This window comes from Streptomyces sp. NPDC001220 (assembly GCF_053597895.1).
The window spans coordinates 62,150-75,944 of sequence record NZ_JBSFJE010000008.1; the positions used below are offsets into that span (position 1 = coordinate 62,150).

Consider the following 13,795-nt stretch of genomic DNA (forward strand, 5'->3'; position numbering starts at 1 on the left):
CGTTCGCACCCGGCTCCCTGTAGTGCACCGGGCTCCGTGCGGGTTACCGTCAGTCCCACCAGCCGTCGCCGGCCTGCCAGCGCTGCACCCACGCCAGGAAGCCGAGCGCTTTCGGCAGGGGGTACGGGTACGCGCCGACGTCGGTCACGAGCCAGACCTTGCCCCGTTCGGGACCGGTCACGACGAGAACCCAGTAGGAGAGTCCATCGTCGGTGCCGAGCACAACAGAACCGTGGTTGTAGACGGCGGCGACGCGTTCGTGGTGGTCTTCGGCGAGGGGTTCGCCTTCCCAGGCCCAGGTGTCCTGGAGCGGGAACGGGGTGGCGGGATCCCGGTCTACCTGGCCGGGCCAGTCCGGGGGAAGCCAGCCGAGGGGTAGGAGGCCACCGTCTTCCGGTGGCCCGAGCGATGACCCATTGGTGATCTGGGAGATCAGGCTCCGGTACGGCTCCGGGAGGGCGACGCTGTTCTCGGATTCCCACACCGAGACGGCATCGTCTCCGAGTGCCGGCTCGCGCCACTCTGGCTCGAACACGGAGCGCAGGAACTCCAGTGTGGCCTCATCAGGGCGTTGATCAGGTGAAGTGGTAGTCATGGCAGCATGCTGGCAGAAGAGGCTGGCAGAGCCGCTGTGAGGGCGTCAGGCCCGAACGTTCGGGTGGAGAAGTTGACGCAGCCGTTGGGGAATTGCGTGGCCATGGCCGCAGTTGCGTGAAAGACCATGTGGGACGGGGTGGCAGATCATGTGTCGCCTGCACACTCGATCACGTCATGTGGAGGCTGGTGGATCTGTGTATCCCAGCATGTCGGCGAGGGGAATGCCGGCTCGGGCTGCCGCGATTCGACATGCTCGCAGTTGGGCTCGGGTCCGGGGGCGGAACTTGGGCTCCCTGCCGCAGCCGCAGAGTTCGCGGCCCTCGTAGCGCAGTCCGGCGTTCAGTACCGCAGCCGAACTCGCCGTCGACGCCGTGCAGTACGCACTACTCCAACGTGGCGAAAAGGCGAAGCACTGGCTATTGGGCGCGGCTCACCCCGACCGGGCCGCTGTCTGCGCCGTCACCCATCCCCACCCCGCTCCCCCGTCCTGGCGTACACAGGCACAACTGGGGCGTGTGTCGGAAGTGGTCTAGGTTGACTGACGTGAGTGGGCGGGGGCGGAGTTATCGATATGTCGGACTGGTCGAGCTGAAGGCTGCGGTCCGGCCTGGCGGCGGCGGGCGTCGGATCGGTTCGGCGGCTGACTTCGGTGTCTGGATCGTGGAGCAATCGGCGGTGGAGCTGGCCGAACCGTTCACCTTCGTGGTCGGTATGGATGGTGTGCTTCGGCTGGCGCCGCGGCGAAGCGAGCACGTGGCCTGTGCCGGCGGAGACGTCGTTCTGAGTGCCGGTGAGATCAGCTTCATGCGCGAGGCGGACCGGTGGACCGTGAGCGAGGTCAGTAACCAGTCCACCGGCTATTGCCCGGACGTCGCCTCCTGGGCGGAGGTTGCCCGCGCTCTGGACGCGGTAGAGCTCCGGCGACCCTCCGGCTTCACCCACGAGGTGGTGTTCCGGCGGTGCCCTGACTGCCAGGAGCACAACATCGTGCGCGAGGACGACTTCGTCTGCGTCTTCTGCGGCGGCGATCTTCCCCCGGCGTGGAACGTGGATCCGACCGCGTGACGGTCGAGGGTCGTAGCCACTCGTTGAGGGCAGCGACGAGGACGGTCGCCTCGTAGCGAACGGCGAGCTTTTCGTAGCGCGTGGCGACAGCGCGGTGTCTCTTGAGTCGGTTGATCCCGCACTCGACCGCATGGCGCGCGCGGTAGTCGGCCGGGTCGAAGCGCGGCGGTCGGCCGCCGCGGGAGCCGAGCTTTTGGCGATTGCGTGCCTGGTCGGCCTTGTCCGGGACTGTGCAGCGGATCCCGCGGCGGCGCAGGTAGACGCGGTTCTTCCGGGAGGCGTATGCCCTGTCGGCCCGTACGCGATCAGGGCGGACGCGTGGCCTGCCCGACCCGAGTCGGGGCACGCGAACCTTTTACAGCACTGGCTCGAACTCCGGCGAGTCTCCACGCTGTCCTGCGGGTCCACGATCGACACGGGCCTCTGACCTTGCTCGACGGCCAGGTGCAGCTTGGTGGTGAACCCGCCGCGCGACCTTCCTAGCCCGTGATCACGGGGCTCGGTGAACACACCACCCGGTGGTTCCGTCTGCAGGTCGCCCTGCTTGCGGGCCCCGGCCGCATGCTGGTGGGCGGGGCAGACCGTGGAATCGACGCTCAGATCCCACGTGACCGCACCCTTCGCATCGGCCAGAGACTGGATCCTGGTGAAAATTTGGTGCCAGGTACCGCTCCGCTGCCATCGGCGGAACAGGTCATACACCCGACCCCACGGCCCGTACTCGACAGGTATATCCCGCCACGGAACACCCGTACGGCCCCGGAACCGTATGCCGTCGATCAGCTGCCGCCGAGTCCAGACGGGCGACCGCCCCGGCCTGGCACCCTTCGGCAACAGTGGCTCCAGCACCGCCCACTGCTCGTCCGTGAGATCTCCCCGCCCCATGAACCGTGATCATTCACAGACCAAGATCCACTTTCGATGCACAGCCTGGTGCTGTGACCGGAGAGGTTTGCTGGGGCCGGAGCGGAGCTACGCGTGGAAGCTCCTGCTGGCGGATAGCCTCATGTGTCGGCGAAGGGGGATTCGTGATCATGACAGAGCATACGGTTCCGCCTCGCGTGGTGGCCGCGGAGCGTGTCGCCGTCGAGGCGGGATTCAAGAAGAGTTGCATCCGGGAGGTTGGCCGGCTGCTCGCTCTGGCCGCTGCCGCGAAGCCTCACGGGGTCCTCGCGGAGAGCGGCACTGGCTCGGGAGTGGGCACTGCGTGGTTGCACAGTGGCCTCGGCGCAGGTGCCCGCCTGGTCACCGTGGAGCGTGAGGAAGACCTGGCCCGTCGAGCGGCCGGCGTCTTCGCGGACGACGAACGTGTCAGCGTTCTCACCGGGGATTGGCGGCTGCTTGAACAGCACGCCCCCTTCGACGTCTTCTTCTGCGATGGTGGAGGCAAGCGTGACGACCCCGAAGGGGTCATCGAACTGCTTGCCCCCGGGGGCCTTCTCGTGTTGGACGACTTCACCCCCTCACCCCATTGGCCGCCTCGTTTCGGCGGCGAAGTGGATGAACTCCAACTGTTCTTCCTCACTCATCCCTCCCTGGAGGCCACTGAAGTACTCACAACACCGTTCAGTTCCGCGGTTGTTGCCGCCCGCCGCCTGTAGTGCGCTGACCGCATTGGTTGACCGGGCCGGTAATTGGGGTGGGTGGATGTGCGATGACGTCCGATCCGACCGGTGGAAGTGTGGTGGCCGATCCTGTGCGGGTGCGCAGACTGACCGACCAAGAAGGTCAGAAGCCGCAGCCGCTCCAGGACCGCAGTCGTGTCCGAGCCCTGCGCGATTTCAAGGTCAAGATGGCAACGACATAAGCCCGAGGAAAAGAGTTTGATCACGACCACCCACTCGGGCAACTCTCACTCCGGAGAACGACACAGGTGTCTTCCGTACTCTCGCTACGGCACACTGTGCGACAGTAACTGCTCCTGTACACAACGGCAGGCGGACGAACACCTGCGGGCGAATGCGCGCACCGCGAGCCCACTACCGTTCAGCCGCAGCATCAAGAAAGGGTGCAAGCATCATGTCCGACACCACACCCCGCGCCACAGAGTTGACCTCCCAGTACAGCGCACAGGTAGCCGGCGACCTCGAGCACAACCTCAAAGAACAAGACCGCCTCAACAGTGAAATCGAAGCACTCCAGGCCCAGTTGGCTGCTCTGCGAAACGACCACACCGTGCTGGTGAACATCCAACAGGCCCTCGGCATCCCAGCAGCCCACGACGCGCCCGCGGCCCAGCCCGTCGCAGCCGTGCCCGCTCCCCGCAACAAGACAGCCGGGACATCGGACGCGCCCAAGCAGAAGAAGGCCGGGAAACCCGTCGCCACCGCCCGCAAGCGGGCCAGCGAGAAGAAGTCAGCCCAGGCACCCGCCGCATCCTCGGCCACACCCACGCTCGTCGAACTCGTTCACGAACACCTGGCACGCCAGAGTGAACCCCGCTCCGCCGCCGAAATCACCACCGCCCTGACACAGCAGCACCCCGAGCGCGCCATCAAGACAACCGTCGTACGCACCACGCTCGAAGGACTCGTGGCCAAGAGCCAGGCCCAGCGCACCGTGCAGGGCAGGTCCGTCTTCTACACCACCCCCCAATCGGCCGAAGCCTCCGAACCGGCGAGTCACGACGAGCAGATCCCGCAGGAATCCGCCTGACAACTGGTCGCGGCGATAGTCGGTCGCTGTCCTCTGGGCCCGCTGATAGACATGTCCGATGGCGGGTGACGATTCCAGCGAATTGCGGACAGGGCAGTCGGGACTGATCGTGAGGGTTCCTGAGGGGAACCTGTTGTTCGCGCACGGAGTGACCGGCTGGATGCCTCGGCTCGTGCAGGTGTACCGGCTCACGTCACCGTGCTCTTCCCATTCCTCGAAGAGAGCCACATCGACTGCGCCACCTGTGACCGAGTTCGACCTTCGCGGCATGCTTCCTGTCACCGCCCGCGTGTCGGCGGTTGATCTCATGGTCCATGACGGATTGCGGTGGCAGCAACGGGCGTCGTTCGTGCTCGGTTGACGCCGCTACCGGTCACCGGTCAGCCGCTGCCCTGCTGGGCTTCGGCGTGCGCGAGGCGGTATTAGTCGGTGCCGGTCTCGATGATGTCGTCGCCGAAGGTGAGTGACCAGGAACAGTAGTTCGGCGCCGAAGCGGTCGAGTTTCATGTTTCCGCGCTCGTCGATCGCTAGGAGATCCACACGGCCGTACCGGGCGATGGTCTTGGTCAGCTGGCGTTCGTCGGCGGCCTCGACCAACACCTTGACGAGCTTGACGGCCACGAAAGCCGGCCATGGCGGCCTCGGTGCCCAGCACGACCAGCAGGTGAGACTTACCGGTTCCGGGGTCCCCGATCAGGCAGAGCGGTTCGCTCTTCTTGATCCATTCGCAGGAGGGCCGTGGCCAGGAAACACACCGGACCCGGGTTGCGGCGCCGCGCCTACGGACTGCTCTGGCGTCTCGCCCGGCGGCGCCGGTACAGGCCATACAGACTGAGGACGACCATCACGCCTGCGGTCAGCGGCCACAACCACGAGTCCCCGTTCTGGGCCATCTGTATGCCCTTCCACAGAAGGGCGATCGACAACAGCAGAGCGAGCAGTCCCATGGCGATGTCGAGCGGACCGCCATCCCTGAACGGATTCTGCATCTTCATGTCCCTCTACTCTGCGAGCCCGCGACCACGGCGTCGGCGAGTGTAGCCACTACCTGCTTGAAGCCATCGTGTGGGTTCCGGTTGAGAAGTGAGCGCTCACGCGGAGTGACCACAAGTCAGGCCCTCAGCACCACCACACCACTCGACTTCGAAGACCCCGTACGGCACCTCGCACCCACACCCGTCGCCTACCGCCCGGCGGGCCTGTGGCTGGGACTTCCCCCGGAGGATTGCCGCACCCTCGACCACACGGCCGAGGACATCGCGTCCGCCCGCGCCGCGAGCATGGACGTGCCGGCGGTGTGACATCCCCCTTGCGACAAGGGCGCCAGTCAGGTTCGCCACCACAGCCCGGTCGTCGTGAGCGGCTTGCGCGGTCCGGTCCGCGCTCCCCCCCCCACCCACCGGGCCGGTGGGTCACCATCGCCGACGAATGACGTGCTTACGCCCAGTCCGAAGCGGCCCCCGCCCTCCGGGACTCCGGTGATCACATCGGACGCCCAGCCGCGACGCCCTGAGGATCTCCCGTGTGCCGTGGCGCTCCCCGCGGATAGGGTGGACGGTGATCGACAGGGACGGGCTGGGTGAGGGCGGCGGACGGCGTGGGCGGTGCCGAGGAGAGCAGGAGCACGGGCACCGGGCGCCCGACGTCACGGGACGTCGCCCGGCTCGCCGGCGTGTCGCACACCGCGGTGTCCTTCGTGTTCAACGGCCGAGCCGAGGGCAACCTCTCGCCCGCCACCCAGGAACGCATCCGGCAGGCCGCGGCCCGGCTGGGCTACCGCCCCGACCCGGTGGCCCGCGGTCTGCGCCGTCGCCGTACGGCCGTGATCGGGCTGGTCACCGATGAGATCGCGTCGTCGCCGTTCGCCGGTCGGCTGCTGCGCGGCGCCATGGAGACCGCGTGGGAGAGCGACCATCTCGTCCTCACCGTCGACTCCGGCGGTGACCCGGCCAAGGAGGACGCGGCCGTCGCGGAACTGCTCGACCGGCGGGTGGACGGCATCATCTACGCGGCCATGTCACTGCGCCGGGTCCGCGTCCCCGAGGGCCTGCACCGCACCCACTCCGTGCTGGCCAACTGCCTGCCCGACGACGACTCCCTGCCTGCAGTGGTCCCCGCCGAGCGCGCCGGTGGCCGTACCGCGGCCCGGCTGCTGCTCGGTGCGGGCCACCGCCGGCTCGCCGTGATCGGCGGTCTGGACGACATCGCCTCGGTGGAACGTACCCGCGGCTTCCGGGACGCGCTGCGCGCCGAGGGCGTCACCGTGCCCAGGGAGTGGATCGTGCGCGGCGGCGGGGAGATCTCCGCGGGATACGCGGGGGCGCTGCGCCTGCTCGACGGGGTCGAGCCGAGCCGTCGCCCCACTGGCGTCCTGTGCTACAACGACCGGGTCGCGGCGGGTGTCCTGCACGCCGCGACCCGGCTCGGGATCGACGTGCCCGCCGATCTGTCCGTGGTCGGTTACGACGACCAGGAGCACATGGCCGCGTTCCTCACCCCGCCGCTCACCTCGGTCGCGCTGCCGCACCGGGCGATGGGCGAGGCGGCGGCCCGGCTGCTCCTGGACGCCATCGAATCCGGCCGTACGCCGCCCGCGACCGTCCGGCGCCTGGCCTGCCCTGTGGTCAGCCGTGACTCCGTGGGTCCGGTGCCCATCCGGTGACCCGGGCCCCTGGCCCGTCGACGACCAGCTCGACGATGTCGTCGGGGCGCCGGTAGACACGCTCGGTGACCATGGCCCGCTCCTCGACGAAGAGTTCGAGGAGCGAGCCGTCGACGAGCAGCCGGAGCGTGAGTTCCGGCCCCTTCGGCACGTGTACGGTGATCGGGGCGGAGCCTTCCCTGCCGGTCCGGGGCCAGGCGCTGCGGTCGAGGACGACGGTCCCCGAGGCAGGGTCCGCCCGGACGGTCAGCTCCCGGCCCGCCGCGTCCCGGAGCAGGCTTACCGTGGTCGGTTCGCATGCGGTGACCGTCAGGTCGTACGTGTGGGGAAGCGGAACCCGGCCCGGCGCGGTGACGAACGGCTCGGCCGGGCGCAGCAGGTCGAGTTCCGGGACCGGACTCACCCGCAGTGAACCGTCGGGGTGGATGTCGACGACCCGTGGCGCGGTGAGTACGCCTGCCCATCCGGCCCGGTGCACCTCCTCTTGCGGGCGGGCCTCCCACGACCAGCCCCACAGCAGCGCGCGGTGCGGCTCCTGGAGCACGGCGGGAGCGTAGAAGTCCCGCCCCTGGTCGAGCCGGCCGCCGGCGCGCGGCACGAACCTCAAGGACTGGCCTTCGGCCTCCAGACGACCCGTCAGGTATCCGGTGGAGCAGGGGTCTCCGTCCCACAGGGATACCAGGAGCACGTGGTCGCCGCCTGCTGTCCGGTACAGGTGCGGGCACTCCCAGCCCACCGACTTGTCGCCGAACACGCTTGCGGCCACCGGGTTCCGGCCGTCCAGCAGCACACCGGCGAACCGCCAGTCGGTCAGGTCGTCGCAGTCGTAGAGCAGGACCGACGGTGTGCCGTCGGCGTGCCCGGCGCCGACGAGGGCCCAGCGCCGGTCCGCGTGGCGGAAGACGAACGGGTCGCGGAACATCACCACGTCCAGTCCCGGCGGCGGCCCCGCCACCACCGGTGTCGGCAGCGGCTTCCACTCGGTCAGCAGCTCGTCGTCCGGGTCGGCCGCCCGCGCGAGGCAGATGGTGCCGAGTCCGGCATGGGCATGGTCGACCGCCGTGTATACGGCGGTCGGTGTGCCGGCGTCGTCGGTCACGCAGCCCGACCAGCAGCCGGCCTCGTCGGGGCCGCCGGGTGTCGGGGTGAGTGCGATCGGGTGGTGCTCCCAGTGCGCGAGGTCGGCGCTGGAGGCATGACCCCAGTGGACGTTCGCGTGCACCGGTGCGTCGGGGTTGTGCTGGTAGAAGAGGTGGTAGCGGTCCCGCCAACGGAACGGCCCATTGGGGTCGTTGATCCAGCCGACGGGCGGACGGACCCTGAAACGTGGCGCGTTGGGGTCATGGCTCAACGGTTGACTCCTGCCGAGGTGATGCCCTCGCGCAGAGGGCGCTGGCCGACGACGAACACGGCGAGGGCGGGGAGCATCGAGAGCACGACCCCGGCCAGGACCACCGAGATCGACCCGGTGCCGAGGTTGCCCTGGAGAGAGACCAGACCCAGCGGAAGCGTGTAGTTCTGGCTGGAGGTCTCCAGGATCAGCGGGCGGAAGAACTCGTTCCAGTGGTAGTTGAAGGCCAGCACGCCGACGATCGCCAGGCCGGGCGCGGCCAGCGGCGCGTACACCGAACGGAAGATCCGCCAGGGCCCCGCGCCGTCCAGCATGGCCGCCTCACCCAGATCCTTCGGCATACCGAGGAAGTACTGGCGCATCAGGAAGGTGCCGAAGGCCGTCGGGAAGGCCGGGATGATCAGGCCGAGGAGCGTGTCGGTGAGGCCCATCGACTTCAGCACCAGGAACACCGGCACGATGGTGACCTGCAACGGCACCATCATGGTCGCCAGGACCAGGCCGAAGAGCGGCTTCTTGAAGCGGAACTCCAGGCGCGCGAAGGCGTATCCGGCCAGGCCCGCCGTGATCATCTGGCCGACGGCGATCAGTGCCGTCACCAGCGTGGAGTTCAGGGCGAGCAGCCATACGTCGATCTGCTGGAAGACCCCGCGGTAGGCCGCGGTCGTCGGGTGCGTCGGGATGATCTGCGGGGGCAGGTCGAAGGACTGGGCCGGAGTGCGCAGGGAGGTGGAGACGGTCCAGACGACCGGGCCCAGTGTCAGCAGGGCGCACACGGTCAGTGCGGCGATCCGGGCCCAGGGGGTGAGTGAATGACGTACGCGGTTCAGGGTCGGGGTTGCTTTCAAGGTCGAGGTTGCTTGGCTCATAGCGCTCATGCGGCTCACCGGCTCACTGGTAGTGGACGAAACGCCGGCTGAGCCGGAACTGGACGGCGGTGACCGCCATGATCAGCACGAAGAGCAGCGTGCCCACCGCGGATGCCTCGCCGAAGTCGAGCTGCTCGAAGGCCCTCTCGTAGATCACCATCACCACGGTGCGGGTGGCGTCGCCGGGGCCGCCGTCGGTGAGGACGTAGGGCTGTTCGAAGACCTGCAGGGCATTGATGATGGCGACCACCGACGCGACGAGCAGCGTCGGCGACAGCAGCGGCAGCGTGATGCCGAGGTGCTTGCGCAGGCCGGTCGCGCCGTCGAGGGCGGCGGCCTCGTGGATCTCCTTGGGGATGTTGTTCAGACCGCCGACGAACAGCAGGAACGAGAAGCCGAACTGCTGCCAGACGTAGACCAGGATCACCGTGGCCATCGCCGCGTGCTCCGAGGTCAGCCAGGGCACGGGGGCGACGCCGACCAGGCCGATCAGCCAGTTCACCACCCCGAAGTCCTGGTTGAACAGGTACTTCATCACCACCGAGATGGACGCCGCGGACAGTACCAGCGGGAAGAAGAACGCCGAACGGAACAGCGACCGCAGCCACCCAGGCATCCGCCCGTTCAGCGCGAGCGCCAGCGACAGCGCGATCAGCAGTTGCAGCGCGACCGCGAGGACCATGAAGAGGAGGGTGTTGCGGAAGGACACCAGGACGGTCGAGTCCGTGAAGGTGGTGCGGTAGTTGGCGCCGCCGGCGAAGCGGGGCGGGTCGATCACGTTCCAGTGGAACAGGCTCAGCACGATGGACCCGATGATCGGCACGACCGTGAAGACGACGATGCCGACGACCGTGGGCGCCAGGAACAGCGCGGCCAGCAGCCGGGCGCCGCGGTCGCGGACGGACGGCCGTACGGCGGCGGCGGGTGGGGGTGTGGCGGGCCGCGAACGTACGGCCGGGTTCGAGGCGTTCGGAGCCTGGACGTTCGGAACCTGGTTGTCCGGAGCCTGATTGTTCGGAACCTGGGTGTTCGTCATATCTCACGCTCCATGGCCTGCTCCAGGGCGCCCTGCATCCGGCGCAGCGCGGGACCCACCGCACGCGGCGAGGCCAGCGCGGTGCCGGTGTACTTGAGCAGGACGTCGGTCACCTCGGCGACCTGCGGCGGCGCGGGGATCGGGCCGGTGTCGGGAAACCGGTCGAGGGTGTCGTAGAAGACCTGCCAGTGCGCCGGGCCGCTCTCGGCGTAGCGTGCGGCGTGCAGCATCGAACGCCGGGCCGGGGTGGTCTGGTTGCTCTGGAACAGCCGGGTCATGGTGTCCTTGCGGGCCGCGTACTTGATGAACTCCCAGGCGGCTTCCTGCTTCTTGGAGGTGCGCAGCAGCGCGTAGCCCGCCGCGCCGAACTGGTGGCGCTGGGTGCGCCAGCGCGGGAAGTACTGCACGTCGTAGTCGGCGGCCCGCATGCCGGCCAGGTGCAGGCCGCCCGCCCAGAATCCGCCCGCCGGTGTGACGCCGACGCGGCCGGTGGAGAACACGCCGACCAGATTGCTGCCGTTGCCGCCCTCGGGCCGGGTGCACAGGTTCTCCTGGACGAGGGAGGCGAGATAGTCGTACGCCTCCTCGACCCGGTCGGCGGTGGCCTGCGGGGTCGTCCAGCGGAAGCCCCCGCCGCGCCCCTGCCGGTCGGCGGCCGGGTAGAAGGTGTCCCACAGCCAGGAGCCGCCGGGCGCCTTCGACTCCTTCAGCAGGTTCGTGCCGTTCGCGAAGAGCCAGGGCACCACGCCGCCCCACAGCCGGTTGGTCCAGAAGTACGGCGTGAAGTGCGCGTCGCCGGCACGCTTCATCTCCCGCAGCAGCGCGGTGAAGTCGTCGCGGCTCCAGTCGGCCGCCGGGAAACCCGCGCCCGCCTGCTTCAGCACCTGCTTGTTGAGGTAGATGTCGGCGGCGTTGAACTCCATCGGCAGTTGGTAGAGGTTCCCCTCGTACATCATCGACTCCACCAGCGAGGGGTGGACGTCGGCGAAGTACTCACGCAGCTCGGCCGCGTCCCGCCGCACCCAGCGGTCCAGGGGGACGCCGAGCCTCTGGGCGAACAACTGCACGCCCTCGGTGGCCACATACACCAGGTCGGGGGCGGTGCCCGCGGCGATCTGGGTGAGGATCTTCGCGAAGAAGTCCGACCAGTCGACGGCCTGCACCGCGTTCACCCGCAGCGGGATGTCGGGATGGAGCCGGTGGAAGCCCTTGGTGAGGGCGTCGACGGTGGCCGGGTCGAAGGCGGAGCCGAGGGTGGCGACGACGAGGGAGCCGTCGTCACGGCCGGGGATGTCGGCTCCCGTGAGCCGGTCCCAGCTCGCGGCGGTCGCGGCCAGGGCGGCTGCTCCGGCCCCGTACGCGCCGTACCGCAGCAGCGTGCGGCGGGGGATGTGCGAGTCAGTCATCAACGGGCCTAACTCGTGTTAGTTCAGGGGTGATGCCCCAGATGATGGGAACCGGGCCGCAGACCTGTCAAGGGTCGGGAACGCTTGACCTTTAACGGGTTAGGTCTACAGTCCTCGTTCACATGAGCCGATTTTTCACGCCCTTCGCGGTGTGAGCCGCACTCGCGTGCGTGACGAGCCGCCACGGGCCCTGATGGGCCGCCATGGGCCCTCACGGGCCGCCACGAGAGGAACGATGCGTCATGCCCGGAACATCGGGGATATCCAGGAGATCACTGTTCGCGGGATCGGCGGCGGGCACCGCCGCCGCGCTGCTGCCCGCCGCAGCGGCCACGGCCGCCCCGAAGCCCGAGCCCGGGTCCACGGCCAAGAGCAGGACCGAGTCCGCGGCAAGTGGGGCGAGTTACCGTGCCGCGTACCACTTCACGGTCCCCGACCAGTGGAAGAACGACCCGCAGCGGCCCGTCTGGATCGACGGCGAGTACCGGTACTACTACCTCTACAACGCCGACTATTTCACCGGTGTCGTCGGCACCGCGTGGCGCCTGGCCACCACCAAGGACCTGGTCTCCTTCGCCGACCACGGGGTCGCCGTGCCCAAGGACACCACGCCCAACGGCGATCTCTGGTCGGGTTCGGCGGTGGTCGACACCGGCGACACGGCCGGATTCGGCGCGGGCGCGGTCGTCGTCATCGTCACCATGTCCCCCGGCGGCGGCACCGACCACCAGGAGCAGTTCCTGTACTACTCGACCGACGGCGGTCTCACCTTCGACAACTACGGGACCGACCCCGTCCTGCCCAACCCCGGCGTCGCCGACTTCCGCGACCCCAAGGTGATCCGCGACGAGGACCGGGGCCGCTGGGTGATGGCCCTCGCCGAGAACGACAAGATCGGTTTCTACCACTCCGACGACCTCAAGTCCTGGACGTACGCGAACGGTTTCGTCCACGACGGCATCGGCGTCCTGGAGTGCCCCGACCTGTTCCGCATCACCGCCGGCGACGGCACGGTGAAATGGGTGCTCGGCGCGAGCGCCAACGGGAAGAGCTCGGGGCTGCCCAACACGTACGCCTACTGGACGGGTTCCTTCGACGGCAGCATGTTCACCGCCGAGGCGAGTGAGCCGCAGTGGCTCGACCACGGCTGGGACTGGTACGGCGCCGTCACCTTCGAGAAGCGGGACGCGAGCGGTGCGGTGGACACGGCCGCCCGGTACGCGATCGGATGGGTGAACAACTGGGACTACGCCGACACCACCCCCACCATCGACTGCGACGGCTTCAACGGCACCGACTCCATCGTCCGCGAGATCACCCTGAAGAAGGCGTCCGACAACACCTACTACCTCGCCTCCCAGCCCGTCGCCGGCCTCGACTCGCATGTCTCCCGCACCGTGAACCTGGGCGACGTGACCGTGGACGGCACGAAGGTGCTCGACTACACCGGTATCTCCTACGAGGTGACGACCGAGATCACCTGGTCCCAACTCACCGGCGCCGGCCTCCAGCTGAGGCGCTCACCCAGCGGTGGTCGGCACATCGATGCCGGGATCTACGCCGACTACGCCTTCCTCAACAGGCGTAACACCGTCAACGCCGACACGTCCGGCAAGTGGCAGGAGAGCCATACCCCGTTCGACCCGTCCGCCGGCACGGTGAAGCTGCGTATCCTGGTGGACCGTACGTCGGTGGAGATGTTCGTCGACGACGGCCGCTACGTGCACACCAGCCAGGCGTTCCCGTACCTGCTGGACACCCAGCTGGCACTGTTCACGATCGGCGGCAGCGCGGTGTTCCGCAACACGGTGATACGCGAGTTCTCGGTGTGAGGCCGGCCAGGGGCCGGGTGCACGCCCTCCGCGTGAACTCGATCGGCAGCACCGGAACGAGTCGCCCAGGACACCACACGCAAACAGCGCGTCCGCCAACTTGTCACCGGAACCGCGCTCTGGACGAGCTGCTTAAGGCCGCCCGCTCCAACCTCCGCTTCCAAGGCCGCCGCGTCGCCGACCTCGAAGCCCGCATCGCCGGGCCGGGGTCAACTACCTGACACCTTCCCAAACGAAGTCAGTGCGCTGTTGACAGCAGCAGGAGGTCTCACAGCGTGACGCCACGGTGCGTCGGCAAGGCCGCCGAGTACCGATCCGGTAC

General features: G+C 68.4%; 12 protein-coding genes and 2 pseudogenes. 6 read left to right on the forward strand and 8 right to left on the reverse strand.

Annotation, left to right across the window (positions count from 1 at the left end; genetic code table 11):
• Window positions 1–49: 49 nt before the first annotated feature.
• A complete protein-coding gene (locus ACWDGI_RS20280) occupies window positions 50–595 on the reverse strand; it encodes an SMI1/KNR4 family protein (protein ID WP_450760838.1) in 546 nt (181 codons plus the stop codon).
• Between the two features lie 545 nt (window positions 596–1,140).
• Between ACWDGI_RS20280 and ACWDGI_RS20285 the strand changes: the two genes are divergently transcribed.
• Window positions 1,141–1,662 carry a hypothetical protein gene (locus ACWDGI_RS20285; protein ID WP_450760840.1) on the forward strand — a complete coding sequence of 174 codons (522 nt, stop codon included), beginning with the start codon at window positions 1,141–1,143 and terminating at the stop codon, window positions 1,660–1,662.
• A 7-nt stretch (window positions 1,663–1,669) separates the two neighbouring features.
• On the opposite strand, the pseudogene ACWDGI_RS20290 reads toward ACWDGI_RS20285, so the two are convergent.
• Window positions 1,670–2,547: pseudogene (locus ACWDGI_RS20290) on the reverse strand (IS5 family transposase); the annotation flags it as partial.
• A 149-nt stretch (window positions 2,548–2,696) separates the two neighbouring features.
• Here ACWDGI_RS20290 and ACWDGI_RS20295 point away from each other — a divergent pair.
• Window positions 2,697–3,263 carry an O-methyltransferase gene (locus ACWDGI_RS20295; protein ID WP_450761359.1) on the forward strand — a complete coding sequence of 189 codons (567 nt, stop codon included), beginning with the start codon at window positions 2,697–2,699 and terminating at the stop codon, window positions 3,261–3,263.
• Between the two features lie 418 nt (window positions 3,264–3,681).
• Window positions 3,682–4,317: a hypothetical protein gene (locus ACWDGI_RS20300; protein ID WP_450760842.1), complete on the forward strand. Its 636-nt coding sequence runs from the start codon at window positions 3,682–3,684 to the stop codon at window positions 4,315–4,317.
• Window positions 4,318–4,782: 465 nt separating this feature from the next.
• Here the strand turns inward: ACWDGI_RS20300 and ACWDGI_RS20305 are convergent.
• Together ACWDGI_RS20305 and ACWDGI_RS20310 are read right to left on the reverse strand one after the other, a co-directional pair.
• Window positions 4,783–5,050 (reverse strand): annotated as a pseudogene (locus ACWDGI_RS20305) (ATP-binding protein); the annotation flags it as partial.
• A 46-nt stretch (window positions 5,051–5,096) separates the two neighbouring features.
• Entirely contained in the window at window positions 5,097–5,312 is a 216-nt protein-coding gene (locus ACWDGI_RS20310) for a hypothetical protein (RefSeq protein ID WP_450760844.1), read from the reverse strand.
• Between the two features lie 105 nt (window positions 5,313–5,417).
• On the opposite strand from ACWDGI_RS20310, the gene ACWDGI_RS20315 reads away from it, so the two are divergent.
• Together ACWDGI_RS20315 and ACWDGI_RS20320 are read left to right on the forward strand one after the other, a co-directional pair.
• Complete coding sequence (locus ACWDGI_RS20315; RefSeq protein ID WP_450760846.1) at window positions 5,418–5,618, forward strand: hypothetical protein; 201 nt, start codon at window positions 5,418–5,420, stop codon at window positions 5,616–5,618.
• Between the two features lie 296 nt (window positions 5,619–5,914).
• A complete protein-coding gene (locus tag ACWDGI_RS20320; protein ID WP_450761361.1) occupies window positions 5,915–6,979 on the forward strand; it encodes a LacI family DNA-binding transcriptional regulator in 1,065 nt (354 codons plus the stop codon).
• On the opposite strand, the gene ACWDGI_RS20325 is transcribed toward ACWDGI_RS20320, so the two are convergent.
• From ACWDGI_RS20325 to ACWDGI_RS20340, 4 genes are read right to left on the reverse strand one after another with little or no spacing between them, the layout of a single operon-like run.
• A complete protein-coding gene (locus ACWDGI_RS20325) occupies window positions 6,942–8,330 on the reverse strand; it encodes a glycoside hydrolase family 32 protein (protein WP_450760848.1) in 1,389 nt (462 codons plus the stop codon). The genes ACWDGI_RS20320 and ACWDGI_RS20325 overlap by 38 nt on opposite strands.
• A complete protein-coding gene (locus ACWDGI_RS20330) occupies window positions 8,327–9,199 on the reverse strand; it encodes a carbohydrate ABC transporter permease (RefSeq protein WP_450760850.1) in 873 nt (290 codons plus the stop codon). The genes ACWDGI_RS20325 and ACWDGI_RS20330 overlap by 4 nt, the downstream gene beginning before the upstream one ends.
• Window positions 9,200–9,221: 22 nt before the next feature.
• Complete coding sequence (locus ACWDGI_RS20335) at window positions 9,222–10,235, reverse strand: carbohydrate ABC transporter permease (protein ID WP_450760852.1); 1,014 nt, start codon at window positions 10,233–10,235, stop codon at window positions 9,222–9,224.
• On the reverse strand, window positions 10,232–11,641 hold the full coding sequence (locus tag ACWDGI_RS20340) for an extracellular solute-binding protein (protein WP_450760854.1): 1,410 nt from the start codon (window positions 11,639–11,641) through the stop codon (window positions 10,232–10,234). The genes ACWDGI_RS20335 and ACWDGI_RS20340 overlap by 4 nt, the downstream gene beginning before the upstream one ends.
• Before the next feature lie 242 nt (window positions 11,642–11,883).
• Between ACWDGI_RS20340 and ACWDGI_RS20345 the strand changes: the two genes are divergently transcribed.
• Window positions 11,884–13,473 carry a glycoside hydrolase family 32 protein gene (locus tag ACWDGI_RS20345; protein WP_450760856.1) on the forward strand — a complete coding sequence of 530 codons (1,590 nt, stop codon included), beginning with the start codon at window positions 11,884–11,886 and terminating at the stop codon, window positions 13,471–13,473.
• Window positions 13,474–13,795 lie beyond the last annotated feature (322 nt).

Excerpts from the sequence above, each read along its gene's own strand:
- ACWDGI_RS20280 (WP_450760838.1), bottom strand. The coding sequence starts at position 595 with ATGACTACCACTTCACCTGATCAACGCCCTGATGAGGCCACACTGGAG.
- ACWDGI_RS20295 (WP_450761359.1), top strand. The coding sequence starts at position 2,697 with ATGACAGAGCATACGGTTCCGCCTCGCGTGGTGGCCGCGGAGCGTGTC.
- ACWDGI_RS20300 (WP_450760842.1), top strand. The coding sequence starts at position 3,682 with ATGTCCGACACCACACCCCGCGCCACAGAGTTGACCTCCCAGTACAGC.
- ACWDGI_RS20310 (WP_450760844.1), bottom strand. The coding sequence starts at position 5,312 with ATGAAGATGCAGAATCCGTTCAGGGATGGCGGTCCGCTCGACATCGCC.
- ACWDGI_RS20330 (WP_450760850.1), bottom strand. The coding sequence starts at position 9,199 with ATGAGCCAAGCAACCTCGACCTTGAAAGCAACCCCGACCCTGAACCGC.
- ACWDGI_RS20335 (WP_450760852.1), bottom strand. The coding sequence starts at position 10,235 with ATGACGAACACCCAGGTTCCGAACAATCAGGCTCCGGACAACCAGGTT.
- ACWDGI_RS20340 (WP_450760854.1), bottom strand. The coding sequence starts at position 11,641 with ATGACTGACTCGCACATCCCCCGCCGCACGCTGCTGCGGTACGGCGCG.
- ACWDGI_RS20345 (WP_450760856.1), top strand. The coding sequence starts at position 11,884 with ATGCCCGGAACATCGGGGATATCCAGGAGATCACTGTTCGCGGGATCG.